The organism is Sphingomonas sp. 67-41 (genome assembly GCF_001899725.1).
In the GTDB taxonomy this organism is placed as follows: Bacteria; Pseudomonadota; Alphaproteobacteria; order Sphingomonadales; family Sphingomonadaceae; genus Sphingomonas; species Sphingomonas leidyi.
In genome coordinates, this window is record NZ_MKWJ01000004.1 from 1 (window position 1) to 15,802 (window position 15,802).

At 67.7% G+C, this 15,802-nt stretch carries 13 protein-coding genes; 5 read left to right on the forward strand and 8 right to left on the reverse strand.

Annotated features, from left to right (window positions below; translation table 11 throughout):
* Nucleotides 1–436 precede the first annotated feature (436 nt).
* Complete coding sequence (locus BGP17_RS01870) at nt 437–2,332, reverse strand: DUF8769 domain-containing protein (RefSeq protein WP_286710808.1); 1,896 nt, start codon at nt 2,330–2,332, stop codon at nt 437–439.
* A 123-nt stretch (nt 2,333–2,455) separates the two neighbouring features.
* Between BGP17_RS01870 and BGP17_RS01875 the strand changes: the two genes are divergently transcribed.
* Entirely contained in the window at nt 2,456–3,184 is a 729-nt protein-coding gene (locus BGP17_RS01875) for a FadR/GntR family transcriptional regulator (protein ID WP_286710809.1), read from the forward strand.
* Here BGP17_RS01875 and BGP17_RS01880 read toward each other — a convergent pair.
* Nucleotides 3,181–3,903, reverse strand: coding sequence for a FadR/GntR family transcriptional regulator (locus BGP17_RS01880; RefSeq protein WP_167299289.1), 723 nt, complete (start codon nt 3,901–3,903; stop codon nt 3,181–3,183). The two genes, BGP17_RS01875 and BGP17_RS01880, sit on opposite strands and share 4 nt — an antisense overlap.
* Nucleotides 3,904–4,053: 150 nt before the next feature.
* Between BGP17_RS01880 and bglB the strand changes: the two genes are divergently transcribed.
* Nucleotides 4,054–5,199 carry a beta-galactosidase BglB gene (gene bglB, locus BGP17_RS01885; protein WP_286710810.1) on the forward strand — a complete coding sequence of 382 codons (1,146 nt, stop codon included), beginning with the start codon at nt 4,054–4,056 and terminating at the stop codon, nt 5,197–5,199.
* Nucleotides 5,196–6,734: an MFS transporter gene (locus tag BGP17_RS01890; protein ID WP_286710811.1), complete on the forward strand. Its 1,539-nt coding sequence runs from the start codon at nt 5,196–5,198 to the stop codon at nt 6,732–6,734. The genes bglB and BGP17_RS01890 overlap by 4 nt, the downstream gene beginning before the upstream one ends.
* Here BGP17_RS01890 and BGP17_RS01895 read toward each other — a convergent pair.
* On the reverse strand, nt 6,731–7,615 hold the full coding sequence (locus BGP17_RS01895; RefSeq protein WP_286710973.1) for an ROK family protein: 885 nt from the start codon (nt 7,613–7,615) through the stop codon (nt 6,731–6,733). The two genes, BGP17_RS01890 and BGP17_RS01895, sit on opposite strands and share 4 nt — an antisense overlap.
* A gap of 2 nt (nt 7,616–7,617) precedes the next feature.
* A complete protein-coding gene (locus BGP17_RS01900; RefSeq protein ID WP_286710812.1) occupies nt 7,618–9,390 on the reverse strand; it encodes a DUF8769 domain-containing protein in 1,773 nt (590 codons plus the stop codon).
* A 180-nt stretch (nt 9,391–9,570) separates the two neighbouring features.
* On the opposite strand from BGP17_RS01900, the gene BGP17_RS01905 reads away from it, so the two are divergent.
* A complete protein-coding gene (locus tag BGP17_RS01905; protein ID WP_286710813.1) occupies nt 9,571–12,213 on the forward strand; it encodes a TonB-dependent receptor in 2,643 nt (880 codons plus the stop codon).
* Between the two features lie 66 nt (nt 12,214–12,279).
* On the opposite strand, the gene BGP17_RS01910 is transcribed toward BGP17_RS01905, so the two are convergent.
* The 4 genes from BGP17_RS01910 to BGP17_RS01925 all read right to left on the reverse strand — a co-directional run bounded on the left by BGP17_RS01910 (nt 12,280) and on the right by BGP17_RS01925 (nt 14,661).
* Nucleotides 12,280–12,729 carry a CBS domain-containing protein gene (locus tag BGP17_RS01910; protein WP_286710814.1) on the reverse strand — a complete coding sequence of 150 codons (450 nt, stop codon included), beginning with the start codon at nt 12,727–12,729 and terminating at the stop codon, nt 12,280–12,282.
* A 38-nt stretch (nt 12,730–12,767) separates the two neighbouring features.
* On the reverse strand, nt 12,768–13,514 hold the full coding sequence (locus BGP17_RS01915) for a pirin family protein (protein ID WP_286710815.1): 747 nt from the start codon (nt 13,512–13,514) through the stop codon (nt 12,768–12,770).
* Nucleotides 13,515–13,642: 128 nt separating this feature from the next.
* Complete coding sequence (locus BGP17_RS01920; RefSeq protein ID WP_167299281.1) at nt 13,643–14,023, reverse strand: DoxX family protein; 381 nt, start codon at nt 14,021–14,023, stop codon at nt 13,643–13,645.
* Nucleotides 14,024–14,034: 11 nt separating this feature from the next.
* Nucleotides 14,035–14,661 (reverse strand): FMN-dependent NADH-azoreductase, encoded by a 627-nt coding sequence (locus tag BGP17_RS01925; protein WP_286710816.1) that lies wholly within the window; start codon nt 14,659–14,661, stop codon nt 14,035–14,037.
* Nucleotides 14,662–14,765: 104 nt separating this feature from the next.
* On the opposite strand from BGP17_RS01925, the gene BGP17_RS01930 reads away from it, so the two are divergent.
* Entirely contained in the window at nt 14,766–15,698 is a 933-nt protein-coding gene (locus BGP17_RS01930) for a LysR family transcriptional regulator (protein WP_286710817.1), read from the forward strand.
* Nucleotides 15,699–15,802: the final 104 nt, after the last annotated feature.

The following is a 15,802-nucleotide window of genomic DNA, read 5'->3' on the forward strand; positions in this document are numbered from 1 at the left end:
TAACCCCGGACTCCAGTTATGACTGGAGGAGTTTTGGGGAGCACGTCACTGGGGATCGACCTGCGAAGGCAGCTTTCCCGTGTCGAACGGCTGTAAGCCGCCTGTCCGCAAACGGCCCAATTTCAGGCATTGAGCCGACTACGTCGGAGCTCGCAGCCCAGCCGTTATGAAGACTGTTGGCATGATCTTGCTTGGATAGGCCTAGGCAACCGCGTGGAACAACAAGCTCGTTTGTGGGAGCTCACTTATCTTCCTGGCGACTTCCATAACATCGGCTGATCCGAGGAGGCGAGTGCCGGCCCGCATGTAAGGATGGTTGCATACTCCCGCAACCAACCGCACGCACAAACCCCGCAAGTCCAAAGACTTGGCGGGTTTTTTCTTGCCCGATCGGCGCTTCCGGAAACTGTCCCGGAATCATATCGGGTCATCCGGGCTAGGGACCGGCGCTCTGGGGGGCACGCGCCAGGATCGGGTATCCGATCTCCCTGCCGTTCACGCTCAGGAGCTTCGGGGCAGGTTCGCCGCCTTCGGCGAGAATGCGCTTCCCAAGGGCGGGCGCCGCCTCGAGCCGCATTCGGCCCTGCGCCCCGGCGACGTCGAGACGTACTATGCCATCCTGCTGTTCGGCACGGGCATCGGCGCCGGCGAAGGCCTTGCGCCAGCGGGCAAAGGCCTGCGCATCGATCCCTTCGGCGCCGCGCAGCCACAGCGCCGCGAGCCCCGGTCCGGTTGGCGCCTGGGCGGCATGGACGATGGTCAGGCGGGAAGCCGGGTCGCCGGGCCTTTCGCGGACCAGTTCGATCGCCGCGTCGCCGCCTGCCGAGGTGGCGGCGGTTGCAAGCAGGATGCGCACGCCGATCACCGCATCCTTCCAGCGGACCGAGATCAGGGCGCCCGCGGGAATCCGCATCGGTACCTTGGGCGTGCCCGCCTGGACGCGCTTGTCGTCCACCCAGATCTCCGCCTGGCTGGGGATGGTGAACTGGGTGAGCAGGCGCTCGAGCCCATCGCCGTTGTTCATGCGGACGCCGGGGCCGGCGGCGAGCAGCTGGAGGATCTCCGGGCCGCGCTGGACGGTCGCCAGGAAGGGCACCAGGTGCAGCGCCTTCATTGCGCCCTGGCGTTCGGCTTGCTTGTTGCGGCCAAAGGGGTCGCCGCGGCCGTCCATGAACAGGATCATCTGCGTGAAGTCGGGCGTGTCGCCGATATTGCCGACGAACATCCGATCATCGCCGCCCCGGCCGGCACCGGCGGAGCCCAGGCTGAAGGATCGGCCGACATATTGGATGGCGAGGCGTTCGGGCTCGGCACCCCATTTCTGCACGACGATGCGTGGAACCTGCCGGCGCAGCGCATCGGCCTGTGCTCGGTCCGGCCCCCATTCGGCGGCATCGAGCATCGACACCAGATTGGCGCGCGGCCCGTTGATCCAGCCCGCGCCCTCCAGCTCCGGCCGGGCGCGCAGCCAGCCGGCGGGCCAGGTCTGCGCCTCGAGATAGCCGCGGCCCCAGAGATAGTCGTAGCTGCGCGCGTTGGCGCCGCCAAGCCGGTCGCCCGGCGCCCACCAATTGGCCGCGACGTCCGCCCAGAAATAGCGCAGCGCCACGCCGGCCTGAGCGCGCCCCTCCGCGCGTGCCGCATGGCGGGCGATCGCGGCCAGCGCCTCGATGTCGATGCCGTAATAGGTTGGCGAATCGAACTCCGTGACGCCGTGCTCGGCGGTGAAGGCCAGCCATGCGTCGAGCCGCGCATAGCCCTGCGCCGCGATTTCCGGACGGTTCACGGCTTCGCCGCACAGGATCAGGTTGGCGGCCTGGGTCAGGTAGATGTTGGTATAGTCGAGCTTCACGGCATGGCGCTGCATGCCCGCGATGCCGGTATCGATCAGTGCCTCGAGCTTCGCCCGGGCATCGGCGGGCAGTCGGTCGCGGAACAAGCGGTGCAGGAGGCCGGCCTGGAACATGCCGAACTCGACGCCGTTCACGTCGAACACGCCGCTCTGGCCGTAGCGCCAGCGGAAATTGCCATAGGTCTTCGACGCGGGGTCGAGATCCTGCATGCGCCGCGCGAGATCGAGCGTGGGCGCGATCCGCTCGGGGCGCCAGTTCAGGCCGGCGCTTTCCAGCGCGAAGCGGAAGACCCCGCGGATGCCGACCTGCTCGTCCGGCTGGGCGATCCGCGGCCACATCGCGTCGAGCTCGCGCCCGCCCGCCGCCGGATCGGCGCCCCAGGGATTGGTGGCGGCAGGCTTTTCCTGCGTGGGGAGACCCGCCGCGGCGAGGGTGGTGGCGGTGCCCGCCAGAAGCATCGAGGCAATCAGCATGCGCATGGGGAAGGAGTCCTCGTCCGTGGTGCGTCTTTTTATCAGGTCATCATATGACATGAACAATCAGTGACAAGCATGAATATTTCGGCTAGCCCGCGCGGATCGACAAGGCACAAGGGGGAGCGGATGGAATTGAAGATGCGGCCGAAGAGGTCGCTCGCCTCCGAGCTGGTCGATCATCTGCGCCGCCAGATCGAATCGGGCGCGCTGGCCCCCGGCGATCGCATTCCCACCGAGCGCGAGCTGGTGGAGGGATCGGGCGTCAGCCGCACCGTGGTGCGCGAGGCGATCGCCCGGCTCACTGCGGAGGGGCTGCTGGAGCCACGCCAGGGATCGGGCGTGTTCGTCACCGAACCCCGCACCACGGCCTTTCATGTGTCGCATGGCGAGTTCGACGATCTGGTCGAGGTGCGCCGGCTGCTCGAGCTGCGCCTTGCCGTGGAGATCGAGATGGCCGGCCTGGCCGCGCGTCGGCGCAGCGAGGCGGATGTCGCCGAGATGCGCGTGCTGATCCAGCGCATCGCGCTCGACGTCGCCACGACCGGCGACGGCAGCGCCGCGGACGAGGCGCTGCACGGCGTCATCGCCCGGGCATCGGGCAACCGCTATTTCGGCCGGTTCCTCGAATTCCTGGAAATGGGGCTGGTGCCGCGGCGCGGGCTGCTCCGGCAGTCGGCCGAGGACGATGGCGCCTATACTGCCCGGGTGCATGAAGAGCATGTCGCGCTGGTCGATGCGATCGCCCGCCGCGACGTCGATGGCGCGCGCGAGGCGGTGCGCCGGCATCTGGAGCATGCACGGGCGCGGCTGGAAGATTTCCTCGCGCGCAGCGACGCGTCGGCGGATCCCGCCTAGCTGGCGAGGGCGGGCAGGTCCGCCACCGTGTCCGCGATGCGCCGGGCACGCTTCAGGCTGCGCTCGAGATGCCGGCGCGCGGCGCTGCGTGCCGCCCGGGCATCGCCGTCACGGATCGCGTCGACGATCGCGGCATGTTCTTCCTGGATCGTGTCGAGGTAGCGGCGCTGCTTCTCCTCGGTGCGCTTCACCATGGCGGCATCGCGCCGCGGCACCAGCTTGGAGCCGAGGAACTCGACGAAGCGCACGAAATACTGGTTGCCCGTGGCGCGGGCGATGCTCGCATGCAGCGCGGCATCCGCCTTCACGCCGCCATCCTCCGACGTGCTGGCATCGCGCAATATCTCGAGCCATTTCTCCAGCTCGGCGATGTCGGCATCGGTGCGCCGCTCGGCGGCCAGCCCGGCCATCTCGGTTTCCACCGCCAGGCGCAGTTCGAGGAGCTGCAGCACGTCGTGCAGATCGGCCAGCTCGTTAGGGTCGATCTGGAAGGCCTGGGGCGGCTCCTTGATGAACACGCCGGATCCCTGGCGCGCTTCCACCCAGCCTTCGGCCGAGAGGCGCGCGACTGCCTCGCGAACCACCGTGCGGCTGATGCCGAGGTCCTCCACCAGGGCGCGTTCGGTCGGCAGCTTGTCGCCGGGCGACAGCTCGCCGCTGCGGATCTTCTCGCGCAGCTGGTCGACCAGGTCTGCCGCCATCGAACGGCGCTCGGGCATTTTGATTATCGCCATATGGTCAGACCAGTAACGCGGTTGCCACGTCCCGCGCAACCATCCCCCGGTGCACCGGTAAATGGTATGATGACATTATAAGTTCATGGACAGCGACCGCGATCGGGTCTAGGTCCGCCGAAAATGGAGGACGGGATGCAGGACGGACAGGGCGCTCTCGCACAGACCGACGGGACGGAGCGCTTCCGTGCGCGGCACGGCGCCGCGGAGATCGATTCGCTGATGGCGGCGCTGGTGCGCAGCCTGGTCGGCATCGAGGATGCCGGCGGCGAATTCCTGGTCAGCGTGATCGAGGGCCGGCGCTACGACATCAAGAGCTGGCACAATTGGGACTGGACCCAGGGCGTGGGGCTGTACGGCCTGGCGCGCATGTACGAGCGCGGCCGCGATCCGCTGGTGCGCGGCCATGTCGAGCACTGGTTCCGCCGCCGCTTCGACGAGCCGGCCGTCACCAAGACGATCAATACCATGGCGCCGATGCTCGCGCTTGCCTGCCTTGCCGAGTGGAGCGCGGACGACAGCTGGCATCCGCTGCTCGCCGAATGGGCCGAATGGGCGATGCACGTGCTGCCGCGCACCGACGAAGGCGGTTTCCAGCACATCGTCATCGACCTCGCCAACGATCAGCAGCTCTGGGACGACACGCTGATGATGACGGTGATGCCGCTCGCCAAGATCGGCCTGCTGCTCGGCCGCCCAGCCTATGTCGAGGAAGCGAAGCGGCAGTTCATGCTGCACGTGAAATATCTCGCCGACCGGGCGACCGGGCTGTGGTTCCATGGCTGGACCTTTGACGGGCGCAACCACCTGTCCGCCGCGCTCTGGGCGCGGGGTAACAGCTGGATCACCATGGCGATCCCGGACTTTGTCGAGCTGCTCGACCTGCCCGAAGGCGACGGGCTGCGCGCCTTCCTGCTCGCGACGCTCGAGGCGCAGGTCGCGGCGCTGCGGGCCTGCCAGCGCGCCGACGGTCTGTGGCCGACGATCCTCGACGATCCCGAATCCTATGGCGAGGCATCGGCGACTGCCGGCATCGCCTATGGCGTGCTCAAGGCAGTGCGGCTTGGCCTGTTGCCCGCCGACTATCTCGCGACGGGCTTGCGCGCGGCCGAGGCGGTGATCGCCCATGTCGACGAACAGGGCGAACTCACCCAGGTCTCGTTCGGCACGCCGATCTTCGCGACCGTGGAGGAATATAAGCAGGTCCCGATCACCACCATGCCCTATGGTCAGGCGATGGCGATCCTGGCGCTCGACGAAGCGCGGAGGCTGCATCGATGAGCGCGCCGGCCGTCCGTGCCCCGCGCCAGGTCCGCCCCCATACCTATCTCGCCTATGGCATCACCGATCTGTTCGGCAGCGGCGCGATGGCGGTCATCGGCGGCTGGATCCTGTTCTTCTACACCAGCTTCTGCGGGCTGAGCGCGGTCGAGGCGACTTCGATCTTCGCGATCGCCCGTATCCTCGATGCGGTGGGCGGCACGTTCATCGGCCATGTCTCGGACACGATCGGCAATAGCCGGCTGGCCAGGCGTTTCGGCCGGCGCCGGATGTTCCTGCTCTTCTCGCTGCCGCTGATGCCCAGCTTCGCGCTGATGTGGGTGAGCGGCCAGACCTATCTCTATTATCTCGCCACCTATGTGTTCTTCGAGATCGTCTATGCGGCGGTGCTGATCCCGTATGAGACGCTCGCCGCCGAGATGTCCGACGATTATCGCACCCGCGCACGCTTTGCCGGCGCGCGCATCCTCACCGGGCAGGCGGCGGTGTTCCTGGCGAGCGTGCTGCCGCGCTTCATCACCGGCGGCACCAGGGACGCCACGGCGGACACCTTCCTGCTGATGGGCGGCATCTTCACGCTGATCTTCATCGGCGCGATCCTGACCACCTATCTGTTCACCTGGGAGCGCGAGCGCCGGCCCGAGGACGCGCTGGTGCCCGCGCCGGCGCCGTTCGGGCCGATGCAGATCTTCCGCAACATCGCGCTGACGCTGCGCATCCGCGCCTTCCGCCTGCACCTCGGCATGTATCTCAGCGGCTTCACCGCCAATGACGTGCTGATCGCGGTGCTCAGCTATTATGTGGTCTTCGTGCTCGGCGCGAACGTCGCCACCGCCTCGACCGTGCTCGGCGTGATGACCGCGACTCAGTTCGTGTCCGCGGCGACCTTCGTCCATCTGACGGTGCGGCTCCATCCGGGGCCGGCGTTCCAGCTCGCCGCCGCCTTCTCCGCCATCGGCATCCTGCTGATGGCGGCACTGGCGCTGCCCGGGTTTCCGGCGCCGCTCTGGTGGATCTATCCCGTCGCGATGTGCGCGGGGATCGGCCGCGGTGGCCTCGTCTACATTCCCTGGAACACCTACAACTATGTCGCCGATGTCGACGAGATCGTCAGCACCCAGCGCCGCGAGGGCATCTTCGCCGGGGTGATGACGATGGTGCGCAAGGCCGTGGGCGCCTTTGCGGTGATGCTGGTCGGGCTGCTGCTCGAAGCGGGCGGGTTCCGGCCGCTGGCGGCGAGCCAGCCGCACGGTGCGCAGCTCGCGATCCTGGGCGCGCTCACGCTCTGCCCGCTGCTGGCGCTGGCGCTCGGCATCCCCATCGCCCGGCGGTTCCGGCTCAACGAGCATACCCATTCGGTGCTGATGGCGGAGATTGCGCGCTTCCGTGCGGGCGATCGCACGCCGCCCAAGGGCGAGGCCGCGGCGGTCGTCGGCGATCTCACCGGCCAGCCGCCGGCGAAGCTCTGGGCTGGCCAGCTCGAGGTGCCCGGCGCGGCGCCGGTCTATCGGGAAGGTACCGCGGCGGCGGTCTAGGCCGCCGCGTCCATCGCCAGCAGCAGCGCGCCGAGCATGCCGGCGCGCGGGCCGAGCGCGGCGGTGCGCACCATCGCCTCCACGCCGCCCCGCGCCTCGGTGATCGCGCCATAGCCGCCGATCAGCCGGTCGAGCGTGCGGGTGACCCGCATCGCAAGGATCGGGCGCGTGCCGATCCCGCCGCCCAGGATGACCCGGTCGGCCCCCGCGACCATCACGGCATTCAGGGCGAGATGGCCGAGATAATGGCCGAGCATCTCCCAGGCGGGATGCCCATCGGGCAGGCTGTCGGGGCTGGCACCCCAGCGCCCCTCGATCGCGGCGCTGCAGGCCATGCCCTCGACACAGTCGCCGTGCAGCGCGCAGACGCCCGGAAAATCGCCGCGCCCGGCATGATGCGGCACGAAGACATGCCCTGCCTCGGGATGCAGGCGGCTGCGGGCCGTCCGTCCGCCGATCACCAGGCCCAGCCCCACGCCAGTGCCGATCGTGACATAGGCGAAGCTCTCGACGCCCCGACCCGCGCCCAGGCGCTGCTCGGCGAGCGCGGCGGCGTTGACGTCGGTATCGAGGGCGATCGGCGCATCGACATGGCGAGCGAGCGGGCCGAGCAGGTCGATCCCGCTCCAGCCGGGCTTGGGCGTGACGAACAGCCGGCCGTGATTTGTCCCCGGCGCGATGCCCACCGGCCCGAACGCGCCCAGGCCCATGCCCGCGAGCGGACCCTGCTCGGCCAGCCAGCGGCCGACACGGTCGAGCGTCTCCTCGGGCGTCGTGGTCGGGATGCGAGTCTCGGCATGGATGGTGTCGAGGTCGCTCGCCACCGCCAGCTTGAAACTCGTGCCGCCGGCATCGATCCCGGCGAAGCGCGGTGCCGGCATGCTCACGATATCCGCGCGATCGGCGGGGGCGGGCCGACCGGCGCGACCAGCTCGATGCCGTTCCAGCGCAGCATGCGGCTGCCGGCATGCGGCGTCACCTCGATCCGGTCCTTGCTCGGCCTGGCCGCGACGGGAAGGATCTCGATCGCGGCGGGGATCGAGGTGCGGCCGAGCGCAGTCGGTGCGATGCTGCCGCCCAGCGGCACGACATAGGCGACATGCGCCGCGCCCTCGCGCTTCTCGATCGCCCAGCGGCCTTGGGCCCCGGCGCCGTTGTTCCAGATCGCCGGGCCCATATGGACCACGGCCTTCCATTCGCCGGCGATCAGTTCGACCCTATATTCGTCGAGCGCGCGGGCCGTGGCGCCGGGGCCGTCCAGGACGAAGCGCAGCTGCAGTTCCTGCCCGGGAAAGCTGGCGGCGCGATCGAGCGTGATGTGCCAGTCGCCCGAATTGGCGATCGGATGCGCCGACATCAGCACGCGCTGCGCGCGCTGCGCCGCGACCATGCCGAACGAGGCGAAATCGCGCCCATCCTTCTCGCAGCGCACCCGGAACACCGGGGTCGGTCCGCGCCGCGCGGTGCGCCAGAAGGCGATAAGCGGGTGGCGCTGCGTCCAGAAGCTTTCGGCATTGGCCGAGCCCAGGCAGGCGGCATCGTCCAGCCAGGTCGTGCCGCGGACCGACTGGGCATCGTCCGCCGCCCGGATGAAGCGCTGGCGCACCTCTGTCTCGCGCTCGGGCAGGGCCGCGAAGCGCGGCGCCAGCGCGGGCGGGCAGGGCAGCATCGGCACTTCGCGCGGCGGCACCGCCACGCCGGGGCGCAGGGGGCGGCCGAGCCTGGCCGAGAGCCCGTCCAGCGTGGGATTGGGCGTGCGGTCATAATAGGCGCGCGAATGCGGGCCGGCCCATTGGTTGGTGCCGGGATGCCAATGGCTGGCGATCATCTCCCAGGTGATGCGGTGCAGCTCGGCCGCGGCGGCACGCGCCTGCGCATCGTGCACGAAGGAGAGGATCGCCTCGACCTCCTCGAGCGCGACGATGGTGTAGGTCGGGCTGTTATACTCGTTGAACGAACCTTGCTCGCGCGTGTAGTCGAGCAGGCCGAGCAGCCGCTTGCGACCATAGGCGAGCAGCTTCGGGTCCCGCATCAGCTCGCCCGCCGCCAGCGTCACCCGCGCGCCCATCACCGAGATGTTGGTATAGGCGGGGCCGACATCGCGGCGCATGATCGCCTCGCCCGCGCGGCCGATCGCCTTGCGCATGTCCGCGGCGAGGGCAGGGTTCAGCCTGTCGCCGTGCCGGCCGATCATCGCGGTCAGCCGCGCACCGTTGAAGTCCGCCCAGTTCCAGTCGGGCGGATCCATCTGGGCGAGCGTTTCCTCCCGATAATAGGACCAGATGCCATAGGTGGGGCTCGCCGGATCGATGTCCTGCAGGGCGATCACCTTGCCGATCACCAGTTCGGCCCGGGCGAGCCCGGCGGCCGATCCGGTATCGAGCAGGCGCTGCGCATAATCGAGATTGGAGCGCGAGGCGTGCACCCAGGTGCCGCGCGGCAGCCGTGTGGAATAGCCCTGGCCGCCCGACTTTTCGCCGAGCATGCCGATATCCGCATCCCAGCTCCGGTCCTTGCCCGCAACGTCGGGCACCCCGTCCGCATCGGCCGCGGGGATGGTCTGCGGCGCGGCGGCGACCAGGCAGGTCGCCCCCGCCGCGAGCAGCATCTCCCGCCGCGTCGTGCGCCGGCCTTCGTGCATCTCCGGAACTTCCATCGCTTCCCACTCCCTGTAGCGACGATTGGCTCGTCTTGTCCGAATCCGCCTAGCAGCGACGCCCCGGCCCGTCACGTAAAATGGTATGATGACATGATGAACATACTAGACAGCTCCGATTTGGATGGATAACGAGTCGTCAAACGAGCCGCCGGAAGTGCGGCCATTTGGGGAGGTCTCATGTCCGTCAAAGCCACCATGCTCTCGTCGATCGCCTGCATCGCCCTGGCCGTTCCGGCCGTGGCGCAGGCCCAGCAGGCCGAGGAGCCGAAGAGCGTTCCCGCCGCCGATCCGGCCAGCGACTCGATCGTGGTCACCGGCGTGCGCGCGTCGATCCAGTCCGCGGTCAACGCCAAGCGGAACGCCGATCAGGTGGCGGACATCGTCGCCGCCGAAGACCTCGGCAAGCTGCCCGATGCGAATGTCGCCGAGAATCTCCAGCGCGTGCCCGGCGTGCAGATCGAGCGCAATTTCGGCGAAGGCGCCCAGGTCACGGTGCGCGGCCTTTCCAATGTTCGCGTCGAGCTCAACGGCCGCTCGAACCTCGGCATTTCGGTCGGCCCCACCGGCTCGGACCCTTCGGGGCGCTCCACCGGTCTCGAGCAGCAGTCCTCGACTCTGTTCAGCCGGCTGTCGGTCTACAAGTCGCCCACCGCGGACCAGATCGAAGGCGGGCTGGGCGGCTTCATCAGCATGACGACGCCGCGCCCGTTCGACTTCAAGAAGCCGACGATCAGCTATCTCGCCGAGTACACCAACACGAATCTCGCCCGGAACCGCAACGGCTACAACCTGGCGCTTTTCGGCACCACCCGGCTGCTCGACGACCGGCTCGGCGTCGCCGTGAACGTCGCCTATTCGGATCGCGAGATCGGCTCGTCGCAGTTCATCCGCGGCGTGTGGAATCCCGGCACCACCACCGGCATGAAGACCGATTTCAACGGCGACGGCCAGCTCGACTACACCCCGCAGATCGCCCGTTCGGAATTCTATCGCATCAAGCGCAAGCGCTTCGGCGCCGGCGGTACGCTGCAATTCCAGGCGACCGACAATCTGATGCTCTACGCGGATGCGCTCTACACGCATCTCGAGACGCAGCGGCACATCGAATATCTCGCGATCCAGACGACCGATACCGGCGCCAATGCCTCGACGCTCACCAACGGCGTGATGGAGGGCAATTACGTGGTCGCCGGCACGCTGACCAACCAGCGCGTCCGCGTCGGCGGGGTCGAGCGCAACGAGCCGACCACTTCGCTGGTCGCCGGCGGTGGCGCGGTTTGGAAGGTCGGGCGGCTCAACCTGAAGGCCGATTTCGGCAAGTCGGTGGGCGACTATACCTATCGCCAGGACTTCATGGAGCTGGCTTCGCGCGGGCTGACGATCAACTATGACTATCGCACCGGCGACGTGCCCAACATCACGCTGCCCGCCGGCTTCGACCTCACCGCGCGCGCATCCTATCCCACCCGCTCGAACAGCGCGGCGAACGATACGATCGTCCACACGCTCGAGACCGCCTATCGGCTCGACGGCAGCTACGATCTCGATTGGGGCATGTTGAAATCGCTCCAGTTCGGCGGTCGCTATGCCGATCTGACCTCGGACTATCGGGATTATCAGGCCAAGCTGAACGCGACCAACCCGAACATCGCGACGCTGCCGGACTCCTATTTCGTCCTGTCGAACAACCCGGGCTATCCCGGCGCGACGGGCAATTTCCCCAGCCTGTTCCTGGTGCCCGACGTCTATGCCGGCGGCACCGGCGACGATTCGCTGCTGCTCTCCAACTATCGCCCGACCCGCCCGCGGCCGACGACCAGCTACTATATCAGCGAGAAGACCAAGGCGGTCTATGGGCGCGCCAATCTCGATGGCGAGTTGCTCGGTATCGGCTTTCGCGGCAATATCGGGCTGCGCGCGGTGTGGACCGACTTTGCGGTCGACACCACTGCCGATGTCGGCGGCGGCGTGATGGTGCCGCGCCACGACACCAGCCATTATTCGAACCTGCTGCCGAGCGCGAACATCAAGTTCTCGCTGGCGCGCGACCTGGTGCTGCGCCTTGCGGCCTCCAAGGTGATGTCGCGCGCCAAGCTGCAGGATCTGGCGCCGCGGCTCGCGGTCAACGGGCCGCTGGGCACCGCGTCGGGCGGCAATTCGAACCTGCGGCCGACCCGCGCGGACCAGCTCGACGCTTCGCTCGAATATTACATCCCCGGCGGCGGCATCGCCTCGGCGACGGCCTTCTACAAGAACATCACCGACCAGGTGGCCCGCACCACCATCGTCGAGGTGATCCCCGGCTTCGAATCCTACGGCCCGCTCCAGCGTTCGCTGCCGATCAACCTGGGCGTCGCCAAGGTGAAGGGCATCGAGCTCAACTATCAGCAGGCCTTCACCTTCCTGCCGGGCCTGCTCTCGGGCTTCGGCACCCAGCTCAACGCCACTTTCATCGACACCTCGTCGTCGGACAACCAGCCCGTGCTCGGCCTGTCCAAGACGACCTATAACGGCATCCTCTATTACGAGCGGGGGCCGTTCACCGCGCGCGTGGCCTATAACTGGCGCAGCAAGTCGGCGCTGAGCTTCACCACCACGCCGGCGACCGGCCAGCTGCGGCCGAACTGGTATTCGTCGGACGATCAGGTCGATGCGTCGATCGGCTTCAAGGTCACCAAATATGCAACCCTGTCGGCGGGGGTGACCAATCTTTTCTACAAGAAGTCGGGCCGCACCAACTACAATCAGATGATCGACGCAGTGAACGGCTATGAGATCTCCGACCGCCAGTTCCGCATCGGCATCCGCGGGCGGTTCTGAGCGCTACCGGTCCTGACTGGAACGAGACGGCATCGGGCCCGGGGTCCGATGCCGTCTCGTTCCGCCTCACGCAGCGGCCAGACGTGCCCGCGCCATGTCCTGCAGGACTGCGTTCTCCTCGATCTTTTCCTGCAGCCGCGACTTCACCACGTCACCGATGCTGACCAGGCCGACGACGCGCCCGCCATAGGTGACCGGGAGATGCCGGGTCCGGCTGGCGGTCATCACGCGCATGGCATCGGCGACGGTATCGCGCGGGTCGGCGTCGGGGCTGCCTCTGGTCATCACTCCCTGGACCGGAAGCGAGAGAGCCAGCTTGCCGGCCGTCGCCGTCGCCCGGACGATATCGCGTTCCGAGACGATGCCGAGCAGCCGGTCCGCGTCGTCGAGCACGACGAGCGCGCCAACCTGTTCCCGGGTCATTATTTCTACGGCCACTGCCAGTTCGCTGTGGGGCGCGATGCTGATGACGCGGCGGCCCTTGTGGCGAAGAATGTCCTCGATAAGCATGGTCATCTCTCCTGTGATCGAAGCAAGCGATTGGGGGTTGGCGGTCAGGCGTAGCGATGCCGGACCTCGGCGATGCGTGCCTCGCCGGCCTGCAGGTTCGCCGCGGACGTGTGGACGGAGTAATAGCCCAGCACGAGTTCGTGCGGGTGCGGCACGGCGGATCCGAGCACGAATGTCGCGCCCTCGGGGCCGGCGCGCAGGGCGATCGGAGCATCGCTCCGGTCGAAGGCGATCATCTCGCCGGCATGATAGGTGTCGGCACCCACCAGGGAGCCGTGCGAGAGGCTGAGCCAGCCGACCTCGTGACCCTCCGGCGTCTCATAGGTCCATGCCTCGCCGGGGGCGAGCGTCACCAGCAGATAATTGAGGCCGTCGAACGAGCGGATCGGGCTCCTTTCACCCAGATAGGCGCCGGCAATGAGACGTGCCGGACCCATGGCCGGGATGCCGCTCGCTTCGACGAACTGCCATTCCGGCTCGCGCATCTCCATCGCTTCCGGCAGGGCGACCCAGAGCTGGAAGCCCTTGAAGCGGGCTGCGCTGTCGGGGCGATATTCGTCGCCGTGCCAGATCGCGCTGCCGGCGCGCATCCATTCGACGCCGCCATAGTCGAGCAGGCCGGTGCCCCAGTCGCCCTTGTCGAAGCGCAGATTGCCTTCGGTGAGCACGGTGACGGTGGCGATGCCCGAATGCGGGTGGAGATTGCCGGCGCTCGCGATCGAAGACGGCGCGTCGACCAGGTCGAGGAAGACGAACGGCTTGAGATACTGGCCAAGGTCCGACGGGCTCATCAGCCGGGTGATCGGGCCGCCGCCGCGTCCTCGCGTGCGATGGACGACCTCACGCGGGGAGGGAATGGCAGCGGATATGGCGAGTGCGGTTTGCGATGACATGACAGGATACTCCGGTTCTGGAGGGTTCAGGCTTTGGCCGGGCGCGCACGGCGCTCGATGGCGAACGATCCGGCACCGGTCGTTGCGAGCAGAAGAAAGCCGCCGGCAAGGCCGAGATTCTTCATGAGATCGATCGGCATGCCGAGATGGACGATCAGGCCCGTGGCCACGCACCAGGCTGCAAGCAGCGGCGCGACGGCGCGCAGATGATAGCCGGTGACGATCGCGACCCCGCCGACGACTTCGCCGAGACCGACGAGATAGGTCAGGGCGGTCGCGCCAGGCAGTTTGAGGCTGCCCAGCATCCCGGCGACCGCCGAGGGGTCGGTGAGCTTGCCGAAGCCGCTGACGACGAACAGCACCGCGAGCAGGATGCGTGCGACGAGCTTCAAGAGATTGTCGGACATGGGAGCGTTCCTTACGCAGCGAGCTTGCGGACCGCGGCGAGCTTGCCGATTTCGGCCCGGGCCGCCGCGATGGCCTGGTTGCGCGCGTCGTCGCCCATCGCCACGCCCTCGGCGCGGATGAAGCTGACGTCCGTCACGCCGAAGAAGGCGAAGACGCCGCGCAGGTAGTTTTCCTGATGGTCGAGCGCCGCCATCGCCGTGTCGGCGCCGTAGAAGCCGCCGCGCGACGAGGCGATGATCACCTTCTTGTCGCCTGCCAGGCCGACGGGTCCGTTCTCGGTATAGCGGAACGTCTTGCCCGCCACCGCGATGCGGTCGATCCAGGCCTTGAGCTGGCTCGGGATGCCGAAATTGTACATCGGCGCGCCAACCACCACGATGTCGGCGGCAAGGAAGGCGTCGAGCGCGGCGCCGCCGGCGGCGATATCGTCGACCAGCGCCGGCGCTTCCGGGACGGCGCCTTGCGCCGCGGCAAGGTGCAGGCCGGTCAGGTGGTCGACCGGGTGCGTGGCAAGATCGAGCCGCTCGACCTGGAGGTTCGGATGCGCGGCGCGCTGCGCGGCGACGATCGCGTCCGAAAGCTGGCGGCTGACCGAAGCCGGCCCGAGGATGCTGGAATCGACATGGAGAAGTTTCATGGCCTTTTTCCTTCACGCGTTGGTGGGATGCGTGAGAAATAGGCGTGACGGATATATCGTCGTAGCCTATATTATCAGATACAATCCATTCGGGATTTAGATGGATGATTGAATCGATCACGCTGGATCAGATGCGAACGCTCGTGGCGGCCATCGATGAGGGGAGCTTCTCGGCTGCGGGCCGCAAGATCGGGCGGGCGCAGTCCGTGGTCAGCCAGACGATCTCGGGACTGGAGACCCAGCTGAAGGTCGCATTGTTCGAACGGATCGGTCGCTACCCGGTGCCGACCGAGGCGGGCACGGCGCTGGCGGAGGAAGCGCGGGCAGTGTTGCGCCAGGCGGGGCAGTTCCGGGCTCGTGCGCGGGACCTGGCAAGCGGAGTCGAGCCGGAAGTGTCGATCGCGCTCGACGTGATGTTCCCGATCGAGATATTCACTCGGGCAGTCTCCGGGTTCGAGGCCAATTTTCCCGACACGGTCCTTCGGGTGCATGTCGAGAGCCTCGGCGCGGTGATCCAGCCGGTGCTCGACAGGCGCAGCGCATTTGCGGTTTCCGGCACCGTGCCCCTGTTTTCTCCGGAACTTCAGCCGGAGCGGTTGCTGGCGATCAGGCTGGCGCTGGTTGCATCACCCGATCATCCGCTCGCCCGCGCATCCGACCCGCTCTCCGCGGAACAGCTTTCGGTCCATACGCAACTTGTGCTGTCGGACCGTTCGGAGCTTTCCCAGGGGCGGCAGTTCGGAGTGCTGGCACCGCGGGCATGGCGCCTCGCCGACCTGGGCGCCAAACATGCCTTTCTGAAGGCCGGCCTGGGTTGGGGCAGCATGCCGCTCTGGATGATCCAGGCCGATCTGGCCGCGGGCCGGCTGGTCGAGCTCCGGACCGAGAGCGATGTCTGGCCCGAAGGCGATCAGATGGCGATGCACGCGCTGCATCGCCGCGATGCGCCGCCGGGCCCCGCCGGGCGATGGCTGATCGCGCATCTTCGCGAGCAGGTGCAGAAATGCGAGGCAGGCAGCAGCCACGCCTCTATCTGATCGATCGGAGATATCGAAAGCGGAGTGGCTGCTATCGGCCCATCGTCGGCCGGGCAGCTTGGCAAAATCCGCCAGTGGATAGCGCCCCAGCACCCGTTCGGAGC

Excerpts from the sequence above, each read along its gene's own strand:
- BGP17_RS01870 (WP_286710808.1), bottom strand. The coding sequence starts at position 2,332 with ATGCGCATGCTGATTGCCTCGATGCTTCTGGCGGGCACCGCCACCACC.
- BGP17_RS01875 (WP_286710809.1), top strand. The coding sequence starts at position 2,456 with ATGGAATTGAAGATGCGGCCGAAGAGGTCGCTCGCCTCCGAGCTGGTC.
- BGP17_RS01880 (WP_167299289.1), bottom strand. The coding sequence starts at position 3,903 with ATGCCCGAGCGCCGTTCGATGGCGGCAGACCTGGTCGACCAGCTGCGC.
- bglB (WP_286710810.1), top strand. The coding sequence starts at position 4,054 with ATGCAGGACGGACAGGGCGCTCTCGCACAGACCGACGGGACGGAGCGC.
- BGP17_RS01890 (WP_286710811.1), top strand. The coding sequence starts at position 5,196 with ATGAGCGCGCCGGCCGTCCGTGCCCCGCGCCAGGTCCGCCCCCATACC.
- BGP17_RS01895 (WP_286710973.1), bottom strand. The coding sequence starts at position 7,615 with ATGCCGGCACCGCGCTTCGCCGGGATCGATGCCGGCGGCACGAGTTTC.
- BGP17_RS01900 (WP_286710812.1), bottom strand. The coding sequence starts at position 9,390 with ATGGAAGTTCCGGAGATGCACGAAGGCCGGCGCACGACGCGGCGGGAG.
- BGP17_RS01905 (WP_286710813.1), top strand. The coding sequence starts at position 9,571 with ATGTCCGTCAAAGCCACCATGCTCTCGTCGATCGCCTGCATCGCCCTG.
- BGP17_RS01910 (WP_286710814.1), bottom strand. The coding sequence starts at position 12,729 with ATGACCATGCTTATCGAGGACATTCTTCGCCACAAGGGCCGCCGCGTC.
- BGP17_RS01915 (WP_286710815.1), bottom strand. The coding sequence starts at position 13,514 with ATGAGCCCGTCGGACCTTGGCCAGTATCTCAAGCCGTTCGTCTTCCTC.
- BGP17_RS01920 (WP_167299281.1), bottom strand. The coding sequence starts at position 14,023 with ATGTCCGACAATCTCTTGAAGCTCGTCGCACGCATCCTGCTCGCGGTG.
- BGP17_RS01925 (WP_286710816.1), bottom strand. The coding sequence starts at position 14,661 with ATGAAACTTCTCCATGTCGATTCCAGCATCCTCGGGCCGGCTTCGGTC.
- BGP17_RS01930 (WP_286710817.1), top strand. The coding sequence starts at position 14,766 with ATGATTGAATCGATCACGCTGGATCAGATGCGAACGCTCGTGGCGGCC.